Origin of the sequence: Alteromonas nitratireducens (assembly GCF_040812025.1) — a bacterium.
Lineage (GTDB): Bacteria > Pseudomonadota > Gammaproteobacteria > Enterobacterales > Alteromonadaceae > Alteromonas > Alteromonas nitratireducens.
Genome location: NZ_JBFNPK010000016.1, coordinates 25,639 through 47,507 on the forward strand (window position 1 = coordinate 25,639; position 21,869 = coordinate 47,507).

A 21,869-nucleotide genomic window follows, 5' to 3' on the forward strand; every position below is an offset into this window, starting at 1 on the left:
TGTAACAAAAAGCAGTTTACAGCGCTATTTAGCCCGCTTTACTAAGGAGAAAAATGTGTCCTCAGCAATCATTGGACATCTGCATCAGGTTAACGCCTATCGCGATCTTGCTGAAAAAATGGGACTGACCCAGGCGATTGCACAGCTTCAGGAATGGCAATGTCAGCGGCTGCTGGCGACCCATGATGATCTGGCCAGGCAACCAAAATACCAGTTGGCGATGGGCTTTTTTGTCGACGAACTGTACGGGCCGAAAGACTTCAGCCAGCGCGATGCTGACCTTGCACGGGTAATTCCTAAGCTGGCCCGCGTGTTGCCCGACAAAGCGATGAACGCCCTGGATGATGCTCTGTCACTGAACGCCCTGTCCTATGATTTGGACATGAAAATGAGCCAGCGCCTGCGGGAACTGTGTCGCGAAGACACCGTCATCATAAACCGGACGAATTATGCCCAGGCATACCGCGATGTCGGCGAGCCTGACAAACGTGCCAGACAAATCGAGATCATTACCCATTTGGGTGACCAGCTGGCAGAGGTCATCAACATTCGTGGTATCGGCATGCTGATAAAGCTGGCCCGTAAACCGGCACAACTGGCCGGCCTGCTGACGCTTCACGAGTTTCTGGAGCGCGGTTTTAACGCCTTTAAAGCCATTGGCGATGTACACAGTTTTATTGACCCGGTACTGACACGCGAGCGCGACATTATGCAGATGCTGTTCAGTGAATCGTTTGATCCGGAAACAGGAAACCCACTACCCGATGTATGAGTCATTACCCTGGCGTTACAACGCGCCGTTTATTCAGCCGTGGAAAATAGAGGAAAGTCATATTGACCACTATCAGCACGTCAACAATGTGGCGTACCTGTCACAGGTTGAAAAGCTGGCGTGGGCCCATTCCAATTCACTCGGACTCAGTTTTTCTGATTACCAGGCGCATGACAGAGCGATGGTGATAAGACGGCATGAGCTCGACTATCTCCAGCCCGCCCACCTCGGCGATACGCTGGCAACCGCAACCTGGATTGTGGCCTGTGACGGAAAACTGTCACTGACCAGGCAGTTCGAGTTTATCTGTCCCCGGCGGGAAAAGGTGGTATTTGCCGCACAAACCCAGTTTATCTGTGCCAGTCTGAGTACCGGCGCGCCCAAGCGCATGCCCAGGCCATTTGTGGAAATATATGGTGGAGCCTGTCTCGACCTGACATGATGGCTGGCGCAACGCGCCGGCCATTACATGGTACAGGGAGATCATCAGAGCGCCGCAACCACCCGGGTACCCTGGTCGATCGCCCGCTTAGCGTCCAGTTCCAGCGCTTCATCGGCACCGCCAATTAACTGGTACGGTACGGTCAGCCCCACAGTCAGTTCACGCAGCGGCTCCTGGCCGGCACAAATAATCACATTATCCACCGGCAAACACTGAGACTGACCGTCAACGGTGATGTGTAATCCCTCATCGTCAATGCGATCATAGGTCACACCCGGAATCATCTTTACCCCTTTCATCAGCAGGCCGGCACGATGCGACCAGCCTGTGGTCTTACCCAGTCCGGCGCCGACTTTACTTGATTTACGCTGCAACAGATAAATCTGACGGGCTGCAGGCTCCGGCTGCGGTGACATACCCTCAACCCCGGCGCGTGCATTCAGCGTCATATCAATGCCCCACTCTTTCATGAATGCACTGATATCCTGACTCGGTGTGGCTTTGCCGTGCGCCAGGAATTCGGCCGTATCAAACCCGATGCCGCCAGCGCCGATGATGGCAACGGACTGCCCGACCGGCTTTTTATCCCGAAGCACATCCAGATATGACATTACTTTTGGATGGTTAATACCGTCGATATCCGGTGTACGAGGCTTGATACCGGTTGCCAGCAGCACCTCGTCAAACCCGCCGCTGTTAAGCATATCAACATCAACGCGTGTGCCCAGTTTCAGTGTTATGGTGTCATGCAGCTCAATCTGACGCTTAAAATAACGCAGGGTTTCATAGAACTCTTCTTTACCCGGAATTTGCTTGGCAATATTAAACTGGCCGCCAATTTCCTCTGCGGCATCAAACAGCGTCACGCGATGACCGCGCTGCGCCGCCGTAACCGCTGCCGCCAGTCCGGCGGGACCGGCACCCACAATCGCAATGTGCTTTTTGCTGCTGGCCGGAGTGATTACCAGTTCGGTTTCATGACAGGCGCGAGGATTAACCAGACAACTGGTCAGTTTGCCGTTAAACACGTGATCAAGACAGGCCTGGTTACAGCCGATACAGGTGTTAATCTCATCCGCCCGGTTTTGCTCGGCTTTAATCACAAAATCAGCATCTGCCAGGAACGGACGCGCCATCGATACCAAGTCGGCATCACCGCGTGCAAGTACCGTTTCGGCAACGTCGGGCATATTGATGCGGTTTGACGTGACAACCGGAATCGACAGAGCATCGCGAAACTTCGCGGTCACCCAGGTAAAGGCGGCGCGGGGCACTTTGGTGTTGATGGTAGGAATGCGCGCCTCATGCCAGCCAATACCGGTATTGATAATGGTCGCGCCCGCTTTCTCAATTTCCTTACCAAGGGTAACCACTTCGTCGTAGCTTGAGCCGCCCTCAACCAAATCCAGCATCGACAGGCGATAAATGATGATAAAGTGCTCACCCACCGCTTCACGTACACGGCGCACGACCTCAATCGGTAAACGGATGCGGTTTTCATACTCACCACCCCACTCATCGTCACGATGGTTGGTCCGTCTGGCAATAAACTGGTTCAGGAAATAACCCTCAGACCCCATAATTTCGACACCGTCATATCCGGCCTTTTGCGCCTGCGTGGCAGTAAAAACGAAGTCCTCAATCTGCTTTTCAATCTCGTCAGGAGTCAGCTCACGTGGCTTGAACTTATTAATTGGGGCCTGAATGGCGGACGGCGCTACCAGTTTTTCACTATACGCATAGCGACCGGTATGCAAAATCTGCATACAGATTTTACCGTCGGCCGCGTGCACGGCATCGGTGACGATCTTATGGTTTGCCACCGCCTTGTCTGTATCAAGACGACGGGTCATAGGATGCGTTGAGCCTTCTTCGTTAGGACCAATACCGCCCGTTACAATCAGGCCTACGCCGCCGCGAGCGCGGTCGGCATAAAATGCTGCCATACGATGATGGCCATCAGGCAGTTCCTCAAGGCCCGTATGCATAGAGCCCATGATGACGCGGTTTTTTAGCGTCGTGAAGCCTAAGTCCAGTGGCTGAAACAAATGAGGGTAAACAGGGTGAGCGGATGTTGTCATAAAAGAGTTCCTGTTATGTTATTTACTGTTCTTTGCAATATCTGTCGAACCGTCAAAAAGCGGCTCGAAGTCGGCAGGCTGACGGGTTTTCTGCGCCACCATGGCTTTTTGTACATCTTCCATCTGGAACATGCCGCTTTGCCATGTCGCCATATACTCCAGGCTGTCAGCAACACTATGATCCACTGCGTAATTAATCATGCGCTTGGTACCGGCCACCGCCATTGGCGAATTCGCTGCAATCTGCTGCGCTATCGCCGTGACGCCTCGCAGGAGAGCGTCGTGATCATCGAACGTCTGGTTGATAAAACCACAGGCCAGCGCCTCATCGGCCCCAAAATTTCTGCCGGTATACGCCAGTTCCTTAGCCAGCCCCACCGGTATCAGCTTAGGCAGACGCTGCAGCGTGCCCAGGTCAGCGGTCATTCCAATCTGTGTTTCCTTAACGGTAAAAAATGCGTCGCGGGTGGCATAGCGCATGTCACAGGCACACAGTAAATCAATGGCACCGCCTATCGCGCCGCCGTGAACGGCGCCAATCACAGGAATACGTGCATTTTCAATAACATTAAAGCAGTGCTGCAGCGCTAACACCTGACGACGCATTTTCTCAGCACGGCGGGCAGGATCTGCATGAAAACTTTCTGCCATGCCGGTAAACACGGACAGTTCCATGCCGGCAGAAAAGTGTTTGCCGGTAGAAGAAATGATCAGCACCCTGGCCTCTCCGGTGTCATCAATCGCCTGTACGGCTTCAGGGAATTCAGCCCAGAACGCAGGAGACATGCTGTTCAGGGCATCGGGCCGGTTAAGTTGTAAATAAGCGACAGGCCCCTCGAAACGTACGCTGAGCGTTTCGAATGTTTTTTCACTGAGTTGCTGTGCGGTAAGCATGCCGCCTCCATTAACATTTTTGCAAACTAGACAGTGTCAAGATAAAAGGGTATGTTGACACTGTCAAGATAAGAGTGAAAAAAGCAGGTCATCACTATGTCAGCATCCTCGCAGCGCTATCATCATGGCGATTTGCGCACCACACTGCTCGATACCGCCCGCCGCCGTATTGCCGAAGACGGAATTGAAAGTCTGTCTCTGCGTAAACTGGCAGAAGAGGCCGGCGTGTCCCGCACTGCCCCCTATCACCACTTCAGGGATAAACAGGCACTGCTTAGTGCGATTGCTGCCGAGGGGTTTCAGCAGTGGCATGCTGTGGCCAAAGACATTTTTGATGATGACAGCATGTCGGCGCGTGACCGGTTTCGTGTGTTTATTCATCGGTACATCGGATTTGCCTCATCAAACCCCGAAATGTATGACCTGATGTTTGGACGCGCGCTGTGGAAAACCGGTCGTGCAACCGAGGATTTGAAGCAGGTTGCCTACCCCTGCTTTCAGTTTCAGGTTGAAATGACACGCTTCTGGCAGGCAAGAGGATTGTTACCCCAGCAACAGGAACCGCTGCGACTGGCACAGGTCACCTGGGGAACGTTACATGGCATTGCCCGGCTTCTCATCGACGGTATCTACGCCGATGAAAGCCATATAGATGAAATGTGTGACTGCGCTGCCGACTTGTTTATGTCGTCGGCGCCAGCGCATCCTCACGGATAAAGTCGACCGCACGCTCGGCAATCATTACCGTTGGCGCATTGGTATTACCGCCCACCAGCGACGGCATCACCGACGCATCGACCACCCTCAGCCCGTCAATACCACGGACCTTGAGGCGGGCATCAACCACGGCCATAGGGTCGTCGTCGCGTCCCATTTTACAGGTACCTATCGGGTGATAGATGGTTTCAGCGCGTTCGCGTAAAAACTCAATGATGTCCTCATCACTTTGCGCCTCGTCGCCCGGATAGATTTCGTGCGCACGGTATTCGTCGAAGTGGTTAGCGGCAAGAATTTTTCGTGCCACTTTCACGCCTTCAACCATCACTGCAATATCGTCCTCATGAGACAAATAGTTAGGGTCAATTAATGGATGGTCTTCGGTATGATTACTCTGCAGCGTGATACGCCCCCGGCTTTTCGGATAGAGGCAGCACACATGTACCCCATAGCCGTATCCAAACGCCATCTGCCTGCCGTGATCTTCTAAAATTGCCGGTAAGAAATGTAACTGCATATCCGGCATGCCCTCTTCGGCTAGTGAAGAACGCAGGAACCCACCCGCCTCGGCAATGTTTGATGAAAAAGGACCACGACGTTTAAACAGGTAGGTAAATGCTGCTCCGATATAGCCAGGCAGCGCACCCAGCGCAACCGCATAGCCTTTGTGCGCCTTACAACGCATCTGAACAATGGCATCGAGGTGATCCTGCAGGTTCTCGCCTACGCCAGGCAGATCCTGTTGAACATGAATTCCCAGTTCCTGCAGATGAGACTTTGGTCCGATCCCAGACAGCATAAGCAGTTGCGGTGAGTTAATGGCGCCGCCACTGAGGATAACTTCCTGCGTTGCATGCAGGCGTCTTACCTTACCTTTCTCGCGAACCTGAACCCCGATTGCCCGCTTGTCTTTCAGCAAAATACGTTCGGCTACCACGCCGGTCAGCACCGTCAGGTTTGTGCGGTAGCGCGCCTCAGACAAATAGCCTTTCGCTGTTGAGCAACGCTGACCACCACGCTGGGTGACATGATAAAAACCCAGCCCTTCCCGGTCGTCTCGGTTAAAGTCGTCAAGCACCTGCGCGTCAATCGCGTCAGCCGCATTAACAAAGGCATGAGACAATTCATTTTTATGTCTCAGGTTCTCCACACTTAACGGTCCGCCTGTGCCATGAAAGTCATCAGCGCCATTTTCGAAGTTCTCTGCCTTTTTAAAATACGGCAGTACCTCGTTAAAGCTCCAGCCCTCAGCGCCTTCCTCAACCCAGCGGTCATAATCTTCCCGGGCGCCCCGGATGTAACACATGGCATTGACCGAACTGCTGCCACCGAGCGTTTTACCCCGGGGCCAGAACAGTTCACGTTCATAGAGGTGTTTTTGTGGTGCAGTATGATAGCCCCAGCCGATACCATCAAAGCGGCTAAGCAAAGAAATGCCAAACGGAATATGAATCAGTGGGTTAGTGTCTTTACTACCCGCTTCCAGCAAGCAAACCCGCAGCGCCGGATTCTCGCTCAGTCGTGACGCCACGACGGCACCTGCTGAGCCGCCGCCCACTACGATGTAATCATAGGATACTACTGGTTCCTGCACGCTACCTTCCTCAATGTTCATTTAAACCGGGATGTCTCATTACATGACATCGTCCCCAGTCTGCAGTAATCCCGGACATGAGTGCCGCGATGGCATTCCCGTTTAATGGTATGACCAGATTAGCAAATCTTGGTCACATGCGGGTAGTAATATGTTAAAGTTTTTGCAGATTTGATTAACACGTAGCATGCATGCAGCACCTGAAATGGCGTGATAAATGGCAGTTCGCACTGGCCTGGACACTGGTAAAACTGGGGCGGCTTACTCATGATGATTTTACTGAGGATGAACTGAACGCACTTATCGCACCACACTTCCCGCAACGCTTCCCGTTAAACATACCGGTCGGAAATGGCACCGTGGAGGTAATGCGTGGCAGCGTTAAATGCCATGAAGCCAGCAACAGACTGTGTTTACAGGCTCTGGCAAGTCTGAATGTACAGGCGTTAGGGGCACAAATTTACCGTGCTCACCTGATGATCGCTGTCAGCTGCCAGCCACGTTATCAAAGAGACACAGCACAACTGCATCTGGAAAACATGACCATCGACTCGTTGCGGTTGATAAACGACGACTACGGACTGATAAAAGACACCACGTTTCTGATAAAGAAGTTTGTACCGGGCTTCAGTCTCGGCAGCATGGTCGGCCAGTCGCTGCTCGGCGCCTTGTCGATGATGTCAGGCGGGATCAGTCAGCAAACGCTGGATTATCTGTTGCTTTACATGGATGGCAGTATGCAGCGCGTACTCGATTATCACCGGCCACAGATAGAACGTGCACTGCTTGATACCCTTAACGAATTCGACCTGCATCATCAAATGCGCGAGGAACACTGGCGGGAATATCTGTTTTCCCTGCTCGGGCAACGCGTTGGTATAGAAGACAGCCGGCTCAGATTTTACTTCTGAGCCAGACGTCACCGCAGGCAAGGCTGCGGTATAACAGATTCACTAGCCAGCCAGATCAGACACAATCGATACCGGTACCCGCTCAATGTGTTCACCAATATCGTCAATGTTGAGTGACGGGTCGTCGACACTGGCTTCCAGCATGTCAAAAGCTTCCTGAAAATACTCAACCAGCGGCTGCAGTGACTTAATGTTCTTATTGCAGCAGACCATGCCAATATTTGCTTTCCCGGCATAGGTCATAAGGGTGATATTGACGCCACCACCAGGTGTCATGGTCGACACCGGATAGTTGCCAAGCAGTTCGCTGTCTTTCAGGTAGCGCACATCATTGGGGCCCGGTACATTACTGACCAGAATATTCGCGATGGGTTTTACCAGGCTGGATATGTGCAGCCATTCAAACACCAGGGCAAAAGACTGAATGATAATGGTATAGGCACTGAACGCCGCAGGACTCGCATGTTGCGCGGCATGCTTAACAATGCGGTGGTTGATAATGATCTGCCTGAGTCGCAGGTAAGGATCTGTTTCTCCGTGCGCCAGCTTTACCGGCACAATGGCAATTTTGTTTCCCGTGGTCTTCTCTCCGGGTTTACGCAAATTGATAGGCATGTTGGTGTACAGCCCTTTCTTGAAGACGTGACCATGGTCCTGTAGCAGCCGGTGTACCCCAATATCAAAGGCGCACAGGAGAATTTCATTGGCAGTCGCGCGCGTTCGCTTAGCCAGCGCCTTGACCCGGGTAAAGTCCAGATCAGTCGTGGCAACAGCCCTACCCGCCCTGACCTGTCCGGTGAGTACGGTTTTGGTGCCGCTGAAAGGAATTGGCATGTAGTGGGGATTGATCCTGATCAGCTTAAGGAACAAGCGGGAAAATATCACCACCAGGTCCAGCACCGTACGCACAAAGCCAGTGATACCCTGCCACATGCGGGTAATTCTGCCTGGCCGGTCTTTTTTATGACGTAATCGTTTAAGCGCCCAGAGTGGGTGAGAAATTTCATCCGTTGGCGTATTCAGGTATCCCGCCTGAAACCAGCGCACCAGCGTTGCGCCATCGCCATACAAATGGTGAACCCGGGCATATATGGCGTAGTCCCGGTGTTTACCATCCCAGATAAAATGGTATTGCCAGAGTGGTTTGTCAGGATCGAGTCGGGTTTCGTGTAAACGGGCGATAAAATCATCAAGTGCGACTTTATCGGTCACATCGTCAATCCGGTGGAGTTGCAGATGGTAGTCCATCTGCATGCTTCTGACTGGCTGCAGACCCATAGGATAGCCGAACAGGGCTTTCACTTTGCAGTTAAACGGTGGCGTGGCCCGCGAGAAACTGATCATTTCGTCAAACAGGGCCGGAACATAACTGTCGGTATCTGCCCCCTCAGGCATTCTGAGACGCTGCAGACACGCCACGTGCTTGGGGTTGTCAGACGACTCTGTTAACCAGAAAGACTTGTCCAGAAAGGTTAATGTTTTCGCCATTGTCTATTCTCCCAAAACCAGCGACTCTGGTGTCTTCCGTGTCTGAACATTTGCCAGCGTATGACTATGTATGGCCGCCTGAATAGCATGAATATGTGCTTCCGGCAGTTTTAAGCGTGGCAGCAACGTGACCATGAGCAGTGACAGCGCATGGTAACGCTGTGCTTCTTCATCCATGGTTTGCGACTGGACATCGTGCTGGCACGCCTGCAGCATGATCAGTTGCATCAGCTCAGTCAGCAGGCGGATATCGGCCTGCGATGCAATTAACTCTTTTCGGCTTACCAGCGACTCCAGCAACTGCTGAAGCCGTCCGGACAGCGCTTTCATGAGCCGGTTACGGGTGCGTTGCGTGTCCGGATACTTCTCATTCAAATCGGCCGGACTTCGATAAAAAAACCGAAACAGGTGCAGTTGATCAATCAACAGGTAGAAGTAGTAGAACACATCCTCTGCGGTCAGCGCTTCTTCGGACTTCGCCACCAGCAGCGTCAGCATTTGTTTCTGGTGCAGCTGCAGCAAGGCCGACACCATGACTTCTTTCCCTTTGTAATGATAGTAGAGATTGCCAGGACTGATATCCAGCTCCAGCGCAATATCCACACTGGTTACCGCGTTTTCCCCGTGTTCATTGAACAGGGTGAGTGCGGTCAGCAATATCCGTTGTGCTGTTTTCATTTTCGTTTTCATGGTTAACCAAATACCAGATAAAGCTGCATGAAACCGGCAATCATCCCAAGAATTGCTCCGGTCACAATCAGCTTCCATTCATCCTGCTGATAGGCCGGACGCAGTACGCCCTCAAATTCCGTTGGTGTCAGTTGCTGCATGCGTTCGCACAAATCCTCACCAACGCGCATCGCCTCATTGGCATAATCATAGGCATAGAGCAGGTATTTGTCCGAGTTTTCAAAAATCTGTTCAACAGCCAGACGTTTCATGCGGTGGTAGTTTTCTGACCCCACTCCCAGCGCAAAATAAGGCTGGGCAATGGCCACATATCGCTCAATGGCGTCGTTAACATGCAGTTCTATCAGTTCCAGCAGCTGCGCTGAACCGGAACCATGCAGAATGATATGCGTGATGTTTTGCGGGGTGATGAGTTTGCGCTCAATGATGTCGGCGTAGGTTTCTGACACTTCTTTCTGGCGTTTGAGAAACATACCCTGCAATGTGAAGGGCCCGATTCTGACCGGATTTTTGGGTTCAAAAATAATTGCCAGCGCAATCCAGTTAGTGGCGTAGCCCACCAGCAGGCCACCAAGGGGCAGGATCCACCAGGCCTGATAGAAATACCACAGCGCCATGGTTGGCAAACCAAACAGAAAGCCGAAGTAAAAGCCGGAACGAATGATGAACGGGAATTCTTTACTGCCGGCGGTCAGGAAAATTTCGTTGATGAGCTCCGGTGAATTTACCAGTTGCTCAACCACCAGCTCTTTAATATCGAGGATTTCGTTCACATTATGCTGAAAATCATCCACCATTTTGTGAACCACACGGGGAATGTCGTTTTCTATGCGCTGGTAAACCAGGTTTTTCCCCTGCACCGGCAACGCCGCCCAAAGTGCCGGAGCTGACTCACTCATTACGTCATTCACGACCTTGCGCAGCACTTGTTTGAGGCGCCGCTCGATGGCCTGACTCAGCGCCTGAGGATCGAGGCGCCCGGCCAGTTCTTCCACGCTCAACAGCTTGCCTAACACCAGCTCAACTTCAATTTCGGCCATTTCCCGGCGCTTTGCAGGTATAAGTCCCTGCCACCCGAAAATAGGCCGGATGCCAACGAATTCGATGGGGTAAAACATCATTTTTACCGCAAGGTAGTTAGTCGCCCACCCGACAATGGCACTGATGACCGGGATGGACAACAAACTCAGCATCTGAAAATTCCACTCCATGAGCTGTGTGATGAGTCCTGCTCTTATTGTTATGACATCAGGCTACTGACTGCACAGGCTTTGGTCAATGATTTATCTGCGCTACAGCATAATTGAGACGATATCTGCCTAAACTGTAAATTTTGGGTAGTGCTTTCTAATTTCCTTTTCTACACTGATGGTCGCCGAGGCTTTACCCGGCACATTTTGACTGCAGTTGGAGACCCGGTTATGGCGTTATTTTCCCCTAAACTGACCGCCCTTGAGCGTGATATTAAACACGCAACCTCGTACGAAGCGTACCGCGAAGCGTGTCTGGAGCACGACCGGCAATCCGGTGCAGAAGAATGGAAGAACAAAGAAGCCTGTCGCGATTACGATTACAGGCTGATCCGTAAACGGGTTCAGCGGCTGCGGCTTGCACGAGGTCAGGATGACGTACAGTCGCTTACCTCGATTATCCATGAAGGACTGCATGGCAACCTCGGCAATATCGCCAATCCGCAGCTCAGACAGAACTGTAAAATTGGCACCAAGTCGCTGATTGAAGACTTTATCAATGAAAACGTGCTGGCACTGGAAGCCATTTATCACGCCGATGAAGATATCATCGACTTCTACGAAAAATTGTCGTTTTTCGAAGAGACAGCCCATGCGTTCGGACGCAGCTGCCTGATGCTCTCAGGCGGCGCGGGACTAGGCGTTTTCCACTGCGGCGTCGTGAAGTCGCTGAATGAGAAAAACCTGCTGCCAACGGTCATATCCGGCGCCAGTGCAGGCTCAATTATTGCGGCGATGCTGGGCACCCGTACACACGACGAATTGCTGGATGCACTCAGCCCCGAGTACATTTTTGAACGTTTCCGTGACTGGCGCGCGTTTGCGGGTTTTGGCAAGAAAAGCCTGTTCGACAGCCGGGCGCTGGAGAATGCCCTTATCACACTGTTCGACCTGACTACCTTCGAAGAGGCCTTTAAGAAAACCGGGCGTCACGTGACGGTGACTGTGTCACCGGCCGATCTCCACCAGCACTCGCGATTACTGAACGCCAAAACATCACCGAACGCGATCATCGCGCAAGCGGTTCGGGCATCCTGTGCGGTACCGATCATATTCAGCCCGGTGCAGCTGCGTTCAAAAACGCCACGTGGTGACATTGTACCGTATATTCCGAACCGTCGTTTTGCCGACGGCTCACTGATGGCTGACCTGCCGTTTGAGCGACTCTCACGGCTGTACGGGGTGAACCACAGTATTGTCAGTCAGACAAACCCGCTGGCAGTCCCCTTCCTGTCGACTTTCAAGAGTCGCGGCTCATCCATGACCGACATTACCCTGCGCCATCTGGGCCAGCTGGCAAAATCGAACAGCATCTTTGCCATTGACCTGATCGAACGGATGATTGACCACAAGGGTGCCAAACTGGCTATTCATAAAGCCCGCTCTATTATCGATCAGCAATATGTGGGTGATATCAACATACTGCCGGAAAACCAGCTCAAGAGCCTGTCACAGGTGCTGGCAAACCCGACGCTCGAGAGTGTCACCGCACTCATCGAGAGCGGTGAGCGTGCTACCTGGCCTCACATTGATGTTATTGAAAGAAATACCAAAATCAGTGAGACTTTGCGCTATTATCTGGTACAGCTAAAACGTCGCGAGGCGGTCGAACTGGGTCATGTTGCGCAGAAAAAAACATCCAAAGCGCCCCCGGTGTCCGTAACAAGCAGCGACACCAAGTCGGCATAACAACGAGTGGGCAGTGAGTAAGAAGATAGAAAACCCTGACAGCATCTACACACAACAGGTCAAGCAGTTGCTTGACCTGGTTTATCCTCAGGATCCCGGACTGGGTTCGGTTTATGAAGATGCGCAGCATTTTTTCTCGCTCACAGGTTCGCTTGAATCACGTATCATTGATTTAAAAAAGAAGCTTAAATCGCTCGATCCGGACGATAAAAAGTCTGCTGCAGAATTCGACGCGCTGAAAAAACAGCTCAAGCTGGCCAAACAACGGCGCGAAGATGAACGCCTCGCGCGGCTCGATCGACTGGATACCATCGCCAACAAACTACTCAGCCTTTGTGAGGGTGAAACCTGGCAGGAAACCCAACATCTTAGCGCAAAATTTCTCGGCACAATTATGCTGCTGACCCGGGGACCGCAGGGCAAATTTGCTCGCCACCACCAGCGTCTTAAACCCCTTTATAAAGCTGTACTCACGCTGCGTCTCACAGACAAGACCCTGGAACATAACAAACTGTCACACGGTTATTTGTCACAGTACGCTGAGGCACTGTCCCGCTTTAAGGGTAACCGGCAGTGGCAGGAAAAGTGGCGGGATGAACTTGCCATTCCACTTATCAAAGCCGCGTTGCTTCAGGATATTGGCCTGCAAAGCCCACCTGCTCTGGATATTCTGTTTGGTCCGGAACGCGATCAGGATGAATTTCGGCTGCTCGATAACGAGGCCCGAAAGCAACTGCTTAAGATAAATTATCAGTACACGCTGAAATACCTGAAAGACGGGTTAGGCATTCCGGGCTATGTGGGCAATGACCGCGCTGAACGCGATCAGTTTATTGCCCGCCATACCGCAGCCAGTGAATTTGCAACCGAAGTCGTCCGGGAAGCGTTTGTTGGCAAAACCAGCCTCGGTGAGCTGATTAAAATACCGCAAATCTATGTGTCGATTGTGCTGTCAACCAAGCCGGACTATTCTCGCAAAGAACTTCCGAAAGGCTATTTGCTTATTGAACAGCTGGCCAAGAAAGGCTCGCTTAATCAGCAACTGGCAGAAGACTTTATTAAAATTGTAGGCTACTTCCCTCAGGGCTTCGGGGTGACATTTATCCCGGTTAACGAGCGCGGCGAGGAAAAAGACCAATACGAATGCGCCATTGTAACGGCCCTAAACCCTGAACATCCGGCCGAACCGGTGTGCCGCGTTGTCACCCGAAACCTGACATACATCAGCGCCGGACAGGATGAGGTAATTAAACGGAATCGTAATTTATATTTTCCGGCCAACAGAAAAAAGCTGATGCGTATAGGCCGCGAGCGTCTGGCAGAAATCATGGAAAAGCTGTCGTCCAGCTTTACGCCGGATTCATTGGATGACCTGGTTCCGAGCTTCTGGGAGCCGTATGATTTCTTCCTGTTTAAAAAGCATCAGAACTTATGGAATCGCTATTAGAAATACAAAAAAAGGGCCGGTGATACCGGCCTTTTTTACGTGTATTGACTGCTTATTCGCTTTTCGTCGATGTCGAAGAGCGGCGGGTTGTTTTACGCACAGTAGTTTTTCCGCCTGACGCTGTTCCTGACGACGCCGCAGTCTTGCTGGTCTTCGTCGCCGCAGAGGTACGTCGCCGTGTCGTAGCCGGTTTCTTCGCCGCAGTCGTTTTCGCTGCGTCTTTATCTTCTGTTGCCGCTTTTTTTGTTGCTGCCACTTTTGATGTCGAACGCGATGCCGGCTTCGATGCCGCTTTCGTTGCCTGCTTCTCAGCAGCACGTTTTGCTGCCAGCAGCGCTACCTGTTCAACCAATAAATCCACTTTAGCGGTCAGCACTTCAAGCTGTTGCTCCCGAACAGCCGCTTTTTTGGCGCCTGGCAGCAATGAAATCAGGGGTTTCGCCATCATCATATTTTGTAAGGAAGAAAATACTGTTGACGGATTCAGCGTCTGGCGCAGCTGGCTGTCAACGGCCTCTCCGCGCTGCTGTAAATCTTCAAAAAGTGCATGGGTTGCATCGATCTGCTTACTTACTACACCTGTCACCTGCTCAACCTGGGCAGATAACAAATCAGCACCCGCGGCTACCCAACCAAATAAGGGGGATGTAGGTTTTTGACTTGCCGTCATACAGCACTCCTTTTTTTAGAGGGAGAAACGCAATGCGGGGCTACTTTGTGCCCCGCATTCATTACAATTACTTGCCGCTGTTGGCCGCAAGTTTTGCTACAGCTTCAGTCAACGCGTCAATTTTCGCAGACAGCTCTTCGATACGCTGATCGGCTGGCTCGCTGTCCAGACCCAGTTTCTTACGTACTTCCGCTACGCGGTTTTCAACGTCACTGGTAGTAGACTTGAACTTAGTGCGGGCATCACCTTCCAGGGTTTCACCTTTTGACACCAGCTCTTCGAACATTTTGCTGGCTTCAGCACTCAGTTTTTCATAACGACCTTGTGCTTCTTCAACACTCTTGCCGTAAGCACCCAGGCCAGCCAGCCAGATCTTGCGAGCAAAATCTTCTGCTTCGTTAATCTTACCTTTGATTGTTTCAGTAGTAGTCATCGCTTTTTCCTCATTAAGGCTCTCTCTGATGGTGAAAGAATATCGCCGTCAATTAGAAACCGCATACTAATTAACCAGTTTTTTTTATTTTTTTGAGTGCAGGCCAAACATATTGCCTTCAGAGTCTTTCGCCAGCACGATGAAACCGTATTCGCCAATCGCCATTTTTTGCCGCACCAGCTCGCCTCCGGCCTGCGTGACGCGCGCTCCCTCAACCGCACAATCATCACAGGAAAAATATACCATCACGCTATTGTGTCCGGGTTCCACACCCGGCGCCCGGACCAGTGCGCCACTGCAACCTGTTGCGTTGTCATCAGAGGGAAACAACATCATCGACAGATCAGCCTGATCACTGTTTATATCGCCAGAATCAAGCGGCGCCAGTGTCACGTCCAGTACGGTTTCATAAAACCGTCTGGCGCGCGCCATCGTGTTAACGTAAATCTCGAACCAGCCGACTGGATTTTTCATGACGCTCCCTTTTTCATTCAGACTACTGGGTATAGCACAGCATCTTCAGAAGATCAGGCATAAAAAAATCGCCCCGGAGCGCGCTGCTTCGGGGCGATTCATTAATCAATGAAAAAGCGGCAATCAGTCGACCAGATCTTTCGGCATGTCTTCCCTTACCTGCTGCCAGACTTTGCCACTTTCTATACCGTAGTTACGTACGATATTCGGCACTGCGTCGTGGTCGCCTTTTTCTGCCGTCTCAAGAAGCTGCTGGTAATAATCCTTCGCAACTTTGCGCGCAGACTCGTGGGAAAAGAAGTACCCACCGATGCGGGAATACAGGCCCCGGAAGCCGTTCATCATCAACACGAAGACATTGTTGTTTGATGCCAGTGCCAGGTCATGGTTCATCTGATAATCAAACTGCGCGAACGCCATGCCCTCTTCTTCAACGTCACGATAGCGAGCAATAATTTCTGCAGATGCCTGTGGGTTATTACGAATAGCACCACGAATAAATACCGCACTCAGGTTAGTTCGCGCTGCCAGCAGGTTGTCCACCAGTTCTGGAATGCCTTCCTGATCAAGGCGGGCCAGCGTCTCCAGAATGTTCAGACCGCAGGTTTCCCAAAAGTTGTTCACTTTCGTTGGCTTACCATGCTGAATCGTCAGCCAGCCGTCACGGGCAAGCCGCTGTAACACTTCGCGAAGCGTAGTTCGGGTCACTCCAATAAGCTCAGAAAGTTCACGTTCTGCCGGTAAAATAGTGCCCGGAGGGAAACGTCCGCTCCAGATGGATTCAACAATGTATTCTTCAGCAAAACCTGCCGGGCTCTGAGCCTTATAAATCATAGTTTACTGCCTGCGTGTTCTTGTTATTAGCAACTGATTGTACCAGATGACATTTCATTAACACAATCTATTATAACTGCGCCGGGGATGCTACCAAAACACGCCAAAACAACCAAATATCGTGCAGTTCACCAGCATATCGATAGCGCACCCGCCCCCCGCCGCAAACACCAACATGTAGTTCACCCCACTGCATATTCCTTTCTCACGCCGTGAATTTCATGTAGTCTTTAGCGTAAACCATAACAGGCAGGTAAAACTGCCCATAAATCGATAACTTGGCTATAGTTGATGCATATCATCGTGCCTCAGCCTGAGGCCAGGTAAATTCGACGACTTGTTGTAGAAGGAACATCAGGACATGCAAACCTCTTTGACCTCGGCTATCTACAAGAATTTTCTCGGGCACGCCCCCGACTGGTACAAAAAAACCATCATTGCTTTTCTCATTATTAACCCGGTGCTGTTTATGCTTGACCCGTATATTGCGGGCTGGACACTGGTTATCGAGTTCATCTTTACCCTGGCGATGGCGCTGAAATGCTATCCCCTTCAGCCGGGTGGCCTGCTGCTTATTGAAGCGATGTTTATTGGCATGACAACGCCCGGGCACATGATGCATGAGATAGAAGTCAACCTGGAAGTACTGTTACTGCTGGTGTTCATGGTTGCCGGTATCTATTTCATGAAAGACCTGCTGATGTTCCTGTTCACGAAACTGGTCATCTCGGTACGCAACAAACTGGTGCTGTCGCTCTCCTTTATTGCCGCATCTGCGTTTTTGTCTGCGTTCCTCGATGCGCTGACCGTGGTCGCGGTCATTATCAGCGTGGGCCTGGGATTTTATTCCATCTATCACAAAGTGGCGTCGGGCAAAGAGTTTCATTCCGACCATGATCACACCCAGGACGAACAGGTAGAAGACTTAGGTCGTGATGACCTCGAGAACTTCCGGGCCTTTCTGCGTAATCTGATGATGCATTCGGCGGTTGGTACCGCGCTTGGTGGCGTGATGACAATGGTAGGCGAGCCGCAAAACCTGATTATCGCGGATAAAGCCGGCTGGAACTTCGTCGAATTTTTCATGCGAATGGCACCGGTCACGATACCCGTTTTTGTATGTGGCCTGGTGACCACCATCATTCTGGAAAAAATGCACTGGTTTGGTTATGGCGCACAGTTACCTGAGTCTGTCCGGCATATTCTGGTGGACTATAACAAACACATGGACCAGGCACGTGGACGCCGGGATACCGCAAAACTGATGGTGCAGGCTCTGATTGGCATCTGGCTGATTGTTGGTCTGGCAACACACATGGCCTCGGTCGGCCTGATTGGTCTGTCAGTCATTGTACTTGCCACCTCAATGAGTGGCGTGATTGAAGAACATGCGCTTGGCAAGGCCTTTGAAGAGGCCCTGCCTTTTACAGCCCTGCTTTGCGTGTTCTTCGGCGTCGTTGCTGTCATTATTGACCAGGGACTGTTCCAGCCGGTGATCCACTGGGTACTCTCATTTGAAGGCGAAACCCAGATGGTCATGTTCTACCTGGCCAATGGTGTATTGTCGATGGTCAGTGACAACGTTTTCGTCGGCTCTGTGTACATCACCGAGGTTACCGCTGCGCTGAATGCTGGCGATATTACCCGCGACCAGTACGACATGCTGGCTGTCGCGATCAACACCGGAACTAACCTGCCGAGTGTCGCAACACCAAACGGTCAGGCGGCGTTCTTGTTCCTGTTAACCTCAGCCATTGCACCGCTATTACGGTTATCGTACGGACGTATGGTGGTGATGGCACTGCCCTACACGCTGATCCTTACGCTGGTTGGTCTTGCCGCCACCTACTTCGGCCTGGCCGACATGACTGACATGTTGTATGACATGCATTTGATTGAGCACCATACTGCCGGCGAAGCACCGGCGGTTACGCCAAGTCACTAGGACAGAAAGAATGATGAATGTAGTGCATGCCCTGAGTCAGTGGGCAGAAAAGAAGTCATCGTGGCTGGTATTATTTATATCTGCCTTCGGGCTGCTGTGTGCCGCCCTGTATTTTCAGTATGTACTCGGCCATAAGCCCTGCATTATGTGTATCTATCAACGCACAGCGGTGGTTGGTATCATGCTGTCGGCACTGCTTGTACTTATACACAATCATCCTGTCTTCCGGCTGGCAGGCTTTGCCGGCTGGTCGGTGTCGGCTATCTGGGGATGGATCATAGCCAATGAGCATGTCGAGATCCTGAATGCGGCAAACCCCTTTTTCGCGACGTGTGAATTTGTGCCAAACTTCCCTTCCTGGTTACAGCTGCACGAGTGGATCCCAGCCGTTTTTGCCGCCGAAGGTGACTGCCTGGAAAACAGCTGGCAGTTTATGTCAATGGGCATGGCTGAGTGGATGCAAATTATCTTTGCCGCCTACTCCGTCACTTTTGTCGTGATTTTTGCCTGTCGTCTTATTGATAAGAAACCCTTTTGATTGATCTGTCGGTTCTGCCATCGCGCCTGCCGCCCGTACTTCACAATGGGCAGCAGGTCGCTATTCAACGTCTGGCGCCTAAACACACTGACCTGTTATGCGAAGCAGGTCAACGCGCAGCCCCTTACGTCAAACCCTGGATGGGTGCCGAGCTTTGCCCGGTGACCCCCGCTGCAGCCAAACAGTCTATCGCTACCAGCGAGGCCAGCCGACAAGCAGGCTTTGGTATTACCTACGTGTTAATTGATGAAAACCGCTGCCTGGGAATGGGGCTGATCAACTACATTCACCCTACCCATCTGACAGCCAACCTTGGTTTTTGGATCCGTCCTGAAGCCTGTGGTCAGGGGCTGGCAGTAAAACTGGCCCGTTCGCTGATGAAACTCGGGTTCGCACAAATGGGGCTGCATCGTCTGGAATGCCTGATAGAACCGGCCAACAAAGCCAGTTTGCGGGTCATCCAGCGCATAGGAGGGCAGCAAGAGGGCTTATGCAGGAAGCGACTGTTCGGTAAAGATGCCCTGCTTTACAGCCTCACCGCTGACTGACACACATGTTGTTTCAGTCCACATCTTCCAGTGGCCACAGGGCAATATAATCTTCGAAGTGATCCAGGTCGACATGCGTTTCCGGCAAGGTTTTCCCTCTCACTGACATCCCTTTTTGATGCATAGCGTGCTTTTTCCCGCCGTTGAGTAACGGATGCCATGACGGCAACCCTCTGCCCTCATGAAGTCGTCGGTATGCACAACTCGGCGGCATAAAGAAAATATCCTTAAGATTGTCTTTCGTCAGTTTGACACAATCCGGCACCAGCGTCGTTCGCTCTTCATAACGACTACACTGACAGCTTTTCGTATTAAGCAGTGAGCAAACAATACTGGTGTAATGCACCTGCTCTCCGTCGTGCAGCACGTCGGTAGGTGACGCTTCGTCGCTGTTTTCATCATCGATGAACTTATGCAGACAGCATTTGGCACAGCCATCACACAACGCTTCCCACTCAGCATCGTTCATTTCATCCAGTGATTTGGTTTCCCAGAATCTGTCTGTCATTTTACTGTACTACCGTTGTCTGTACGTCGAACTGGCCGGTCAGGCTTGCAGTAATACGATCACCTGCATGCAGCGGCCCGACGCCTTTAGGCGTGCCGGTCATAATAACGTCTCCGGGAGCCAGGGAGAATACCGTCGACATTTCCTGAATAAGAGGAACGATGGCATGCAGCATCAGCGCGGTATGTCCCCGCTGACGGATCTCGTCGTTAATGGAAAGCGTGAAGTGCAGATCCTGCCAGTCACCAAATAAACTGACCGGCACAAAACCGGAGACCGGGCAGCTTCTGTCGAACGCTTTGGCCCGCTCCCAGGGCTGTCCATCTGCCTTGAGCGCCTTCTGAACGTCTCGTAAGGTCAGATCAAGACCAAGTCCGATTCCCCATACCGCGGCCCGGACCTCGTCTTCGCTGGCATGACTCAGGGGCGAGGAGAGCAACACCGCGACTTCCAGTTCATTATGGCATTCACCGCGTCCGTGAGGGATGACCAGCGGTTCATTCAGCGCGCAAAGTGCAGCCGCAGGTTTCATAAACAGCAAGGGCGCCGCAGGGACGGTGGATGCCATTTCTTCGATGTGATCAAGGTAATTACGCCCGACACACACCACTTTACCAACTGGCAAATCGACGGGCTGACCCAGGTTATCCAGGTGCTGATACATGTTAGTACCCTCGTTTAATTCTGTCTGACAGGTAACCTACCGCAACGCCAAAATACGTCGAACGGTTCCACTTCATCAACGTATGAAAATTAGGATAGACCAGATAAATTCTGCCGTTAGTACCGTCAGGCATAATAAGCGAGGCATCGAGTTTATTCGCAGGCAGTGTACTGCCATCATAGCGCCTGACCCCGGCATCCTGCCACGCGCTGAGCAACTGACGGTGCTGCAGACCGGAAGGCAGCGAGTCTGCCGGTTGGGTCAGCGTTACCTGACGTCCCCAGGTAATGTCATCGCTCCACCCTTCTTTTGACAGAAAGTGCGCGATAGACGCGAAGACATCCGCTTCAGAACCCCAGATGTCTTTTTTGCCATCACCGTCATAGTCAACCGCATAAGTCAGAAACGAGGTGGGCATAAACTGGCTTTGCCCCATCGCACCGGCCCATGAGCCGACAAAATCAGCTTTGCTGATATGGCCTTGCTGCAATATCGTCAGGGCGGCGAAAAACTGCCTCTTAAACAGCGCCTCACGGCGGCCTTCGTAGGCCAGCGATGCCAGTGCCCCGAGTACGTCATGGTTACCCTGAATACGGCCAAAATTCGACTCATTTCCCCACAGCGCAACGATAAAGCGTGGTTGTACGCCATATTTCCTGCCAATTTCATCGAGCAGCTCCCGGTGAGCCTGGTACTTTTCAACCGCCTGGGTCACTTTCCAGTCTGGCACACGGCTGGCAAGATAATCATCAAGGGTAATTTTCTTTTCAGGCTGATTCTTATCCGCTTTAATCACGGTGGGACGAAACACAACATCCTGCAGGACGGTGTTGGTCCATTCCGGGTCAAACCCTTGCTCTATCGCTTCTGACCGTAAGGTGGTCAGGTAATTGCGAAAACCATCCTCGCTTTTTTCCTGCGCAACACTGCTGTGCGTTATTGCCATCAGCATTAATGAAGCTAACACACCCCGCATCAGCGCTTCTCCGGTTGTGGGGAGAGTCCGAGCTGCTCACGGTGAGTTGCGAGCAGATCTTCTTCCTTGGGCGGCATTTGCAGATAAAAGCCCTTCTCATTTAACGACGCGACCAGCTTGTCCTTGTCGACGCCCGCAAGTTTTTCCCGTTTGTTCAGTGCCAGCAACATAACCAGCTCCGGGGTACCGAAACTTGCCATCAGAGCGTCAGGTACGTCATCAAATTTGTCTTTTTCCTTGATGTAGAGGTACATCCCCTGTTTTTTTCGTGTTTTATAAACCGCAATAATCATTTTACTTACAT

23 protein-coding genes are annotated in these 21,869 nt (G+C 51.8%); 9 read left to right on the top strand and 14 right to left on the bottom strand.

All coding sequences use genetic code 11. The annotated features are described in order from the left end of the window. Nucleotides 1–55: 55 nt before the first annotated feature. Both AB1N33_RS13270 and AB1N33_RS13275 read left to right on the top strand, forming a co-directional pair. Nucleotides 56–772: a DUF8198 family protein gene (locus tag AB1N33_RS13270; RefSeq protein ID WP_411272045.1), complete on the top strand. Its 717-nt coding sequence runs from the start codon at nucleotides 56–58 to the stop codon at nucleotides 770–772. Then, the gene (locus AB1N33_RS13275) at nucleotides 765–1,214 is read left to right on the top strand and encodes an acyl-CoA thioesterase (protein WP_411272046.1); all 450 of its coding nucleotides are present in this window, start codon (nucleotides 765–767) and stop codon (nucleotides 1,212–1,214) included. The genes AB1N33_RS13270 and AB1N33_RS13275 overlap by 8 nt, the downstream gene beginning before the upstream one ends. A 44-nt stretch (nucleotides 1,215–1,258) precedes the next feature. Here the strand turns inward: AB1N33_RS13275 and AB1N33_RS13280 are convergent, their stop codons facing one another. Both AB1N33_RS13280 and AB1N33_RS13285 read right to left on the bottom strand, forming a co-directional pair. Then, entirely contained in the window at nucleotides 1,259–3,295 is a 2,037-nt protein-coding gene (locus tag AB1N33_RS13280; protein ID WP_411272047.1) for an FAD-dependent oxidoreductase, read from the bottom strand. An 18-nt stretch (nucleotides 3,296–3,313) separates the two neighbouring features. Further along, nucleotides 3,314–4,189 carry a crotonase/enoyl-CoA hydratase family protein gene (locus AB1N33_RS13285; protein ID WP_411272048.1) on the bottom strand — a complete coding sequence of 292 codons (876 nt, stop codon included), beginning with the start codon at nucleotides 4,187–4,189 and terminating at the stop codon, nucleotides 3,314–3,316. 96 nt (nucleotides 4,190–4,285) lie between these two features. On the opposite strand from AB1N33_RS13285, the gene AB1N33_RS13290 reads away from it, so the two are divergent. After that, a complete protein-coding gene (locus AB1N33_RS13290; RefSeq protein WP_411272049.1) occupies nucleotides 4,286–4,906 on the top strand; it encodes a TetR/AcrR family transcriptional regulator in 621 nt (206 codons plus the stop codon). Here the strand turns inward: AB1N33_RS13290 and AB1N33_RS13295 are convergent. Beyond that, the gene (locus AB1N33_RS13295) at nucleotides 4,872–6,500 is read right to left on the bottom strand and encodes a GMC family oxidoreductase (protein WP_411272050.1); all 1,629 of its coding nucleotides are present in this window, start codon (nucleotides 6,498–6,500) and stop codon (nucleotides 4,872–4,874) included. The two genes, AB1N33_RS13290 and AB1N33_RS13295, sit on opposite strands and share 35 nt — an antisense overlap. 191 nt (nucleotides 6,501–6,691) lie before the next feature. Here AB1N33_RS13295 and AB1N33_RS13300 point away from each other — a divergent pair, with 191 nt between their 5' ends. After that, nucleotides 6,692–7,411 (top strand): DUF1439 domain-containing protein, encoded by a 720-nt coding sequence (locus AB1N33_RS13300; RefSeq protein ID WP_411272051.1) that lies wholly within the window; start codon nucleotides 6,692–6,694, stop codon nucleotides 7,409–7,411. 42 nt (nucleotides 7,412–7,453) lie between these two features. On the opposite strand, the gene AB1N33_RS13305 is transcribed toward AB1N33_RS13300, so the two are convergent. The 3 genes from AB1N33_RS13305 to AB1N33_RS13315 are packed head-to-tail and all read right to left on the bottom strand — an operon-like array spanning nucleotide 7,454 to nucleotide 10,800. Then, nucleotides 7,454–8,899 carry a wax ester/triacylglycerol synthase domain-containing protein gene (locus tag AB1N33_RS13305; RefSeq protein ID WP_411272052.1) on the bottom strand — a complete coding sequence of 482 codons (1,446 nt, stop codon included), beginning with the start codon at nucleotides 8,897–8,899 and terminating at the stop codon, nucleotides 7,454–7,456. A gap of 3 nt (nucleotides 8,900–8,902) precedes the next feature. Next, entirely contained in the window at nucleotides 8,903–9,577 is a 675-nt protein-coding gene (locus AB1N33_RS13310; RefSeq protein WP_411272053.1) for a TetR/AcrR family transcriptional regulator, read from the bottom strand. A gap of 14 nt (nucleotides 9,578–9,591) precedes the next feature. After that, a complete protein-coding gene (locus AB1N33_RS13315; protein ID WP_411272054.1) occupies nucleotides 9,592–10,800 on the bottom strand; it encodes a DUF445 domain-containing protein in 1,209 nt (402 codons plus the stop codon). A 210-nt stretch (nucleotides 10,801–11,010) separates the two neighbouring features. Here AB1N33_RS13315 and AB1N33_RS13320 point away from each other — a divergent pair, with 210 nt between their 5' ends. Together AB1N33_RS13320 and AB1N33_RS13325 are read left to right on the top strand one after the other, a co-directional pair. Beyond that, entirely contained in the window at nucleotides 11,011–12,528 is a 1,518-nt protein-coding gene (locus AB1N33_RS13320; protein WP_411272055.1) for a DUF3336 domain-containing protein, read from the top strand. A 13-nt stretch (nucleotides 12,529–12,541) separates the two neighbouring features. Further along, nucleotides 12,542–13,975: a hypothetical protein gene (locus tag AB1N33_RS13325; protein WP_411272056.1), complete on the top strand. Its 1,434-nt coding sequence runs from the start codon at nucleotides 12,542–12,544 to the stop codon at nucleotides 13,973–13,975. Between the two features lie 52 nt (nucleotides 13,976–14,027). Here AB1N33_RS13325 and AB1N33_RS13330 read toward each other — a convergent pair whose 3' ends face one another. The 4 genes from AB1N33_RS13330 to fadR form a co-directional block, all read right to left on the bottom strand. Continuing rightward, a complete protein-coding gene (locus AB1N33_RS13330) occupies nucleotides 14,028–14,645 on the bottom strand; it encodes a hypothetical protein (RefSeq protein ID WP_411272057.1) in 618 nt (205 codons plus the stop codon). A 67-nt stretch (nucleotides 14,646–14,712) separates the two neighbouring features. After that, nucleotides 14,713–15,078 carry a phasin-related domain-containing protein gene (locus AB1N33_RS13335; RefSeq protein ID WP_411272058.1) on the bottom strand — a complete coding sequence of 122 codons (366 nt, stop codon included), beginning with the start codon at nucleotides 15,076–15,078 and terminating at the stop codon, nucleotides 14,713–14,715. 84 nt (nucleotides 15,079–15,162) lie between these two features. After that, nucleotides 15,163–15,552, bottom strand: coding sequence for a VOC family protein (locus AB1N33_RS13340; RefSeq protein ID WP_411272059.1), 390 nt, complete (start codon nucleotides 15,550–15,552; stop codon nucleotides 15,163–15,165). 123 nt (nucleotides 15,553–15,675) lie between these two features. Then, a complete protein-coding gene (gene fadR, locus AB1N33_RS13345; protein ID WP_411272060.1) occupies nucleotides 15,676–16,386 on the bottom strand; it encodes a fatty acid metabolism transcriptional regulator FadR in 711 nt (236 codons plus the stop codon). A gap of 361 nt (nucleotides 16,387–16,747) precedes the next feature. Here fadR and nhaB point away from each other — a divergent pair, with 361 nt between their 5' ends. Genes nhaB through AB1N33_RS13360 form a run of 3 tightly spaced genes read left to right on the top strand, consistent with a single transcriptional unit; the run spans nucleotide 16,748 to nucleotide 19,417 of the window. Continuing rightward, nucleotides 16,748–18,331 carry a sodium/proton antiporter NhaB gene (gene nhaB, locus AB1N33_RS13350; RefSeq protein ID WP_411272061.1) on the top strand — a complete coding sequence of 528 codons (1,584 nt, stop codon included), beginning with the start codon at nucleotides 16,748–16,750 and terminating at the stop codon, nucleotides 18,329–18,331. 10 nt (nucleotides 18,332–18,341) lie between these two features. Next, nucleotides 18,342–18,869, top strand: coding sequence for a disulfide bond formation protein DsbB (gene dsbB / locus AB1N33_RS13355; RefSeq protein WP_411272062.1), 528 nt, complete (start codon nucleotides 18,342–18,344; stop codon nucleotides 18,867–18,869). Beyond that, nucleotides 18,866–19,417, top strand: coding sequence for a GNAT family N-acetyltransferase (locus AB1N33_RS13360; RefSeq protein ID WP_411272063.1), 552 nt, complete (start codon nucleotides 18,866–18,868; stop codon nucleotides 19,415–19,417). Before dsbB ends, AB1N33_RS13360 begins: the two co-directional genes overlap by 4 nt. A 13-nt stretch (nucleotides 19,418–19,430) precedes the next feature. Here AB1N33_RS13360 and AB1N33_RS13365 read toward each other — a convergent pair whose 3' ends face one another. The 4 genes from AB1N33_RS13365 to AB1N33_RS13380 are packed head-to-tail and all read right to left on the bottom strand — an operon-like array spanning nucleotide 19,431 to nucleotide 21,858. Continuing rightward, nucleotides 19,431–19,925 (bottom strand): YcgN family cysteine cluster protein, encoded by a 495-nt coding sequence (locus AB1N33_RS13365; protein ID WP_411272064.1) that lies wholly within the window; start codon nucleotides 19,923–19,925, stop codon nucleotides 19,431–19,433. 1 nt (nucleotide 19,926) lies between these two features. Further along, nucleotides 19,927–20,589 (bottom strand): fumarylacetoacetate hydrolase family protein, encoded by a 663-nt coding sequence (locus tag AB1N33_RS13370; protein WP_411272065.1) that lies wholly within the window; start codon nucleotides 20,587–20,589, stop codon nucleotides 19,927–19,929. 1 nt (nucleotide 20,590) lies between these two features. Next, nucleotides 20,591–21,565, bottom strand: coding sequence for a lytic murein transglycosylase (locus tag AB1N33_RS13375; protein ID WP_411272066.1), 975 nt, complete (start codon nucleotides 21,563–21,565; stop codon nucleotides 20,591–20,593). Next, nucleotides 21,565–21,858, bottom strand: a complete 294-nt coding sequence (locus AB1N33_RS13380) for a YcgL domain-containing protein (RefSeq protein WP_411272067.1) — start codon at nucleotides 21,856–21,858, stop codon at nucleotides 21,565–21,567. The genes AB1N33_RS13375 and AB1N33_RS13380 overlap by 1 nt, the downstream gene beginning before the upstream one ends. Nucleotides 21,859–21,869 lie beyond the last annotated feature (11 nt).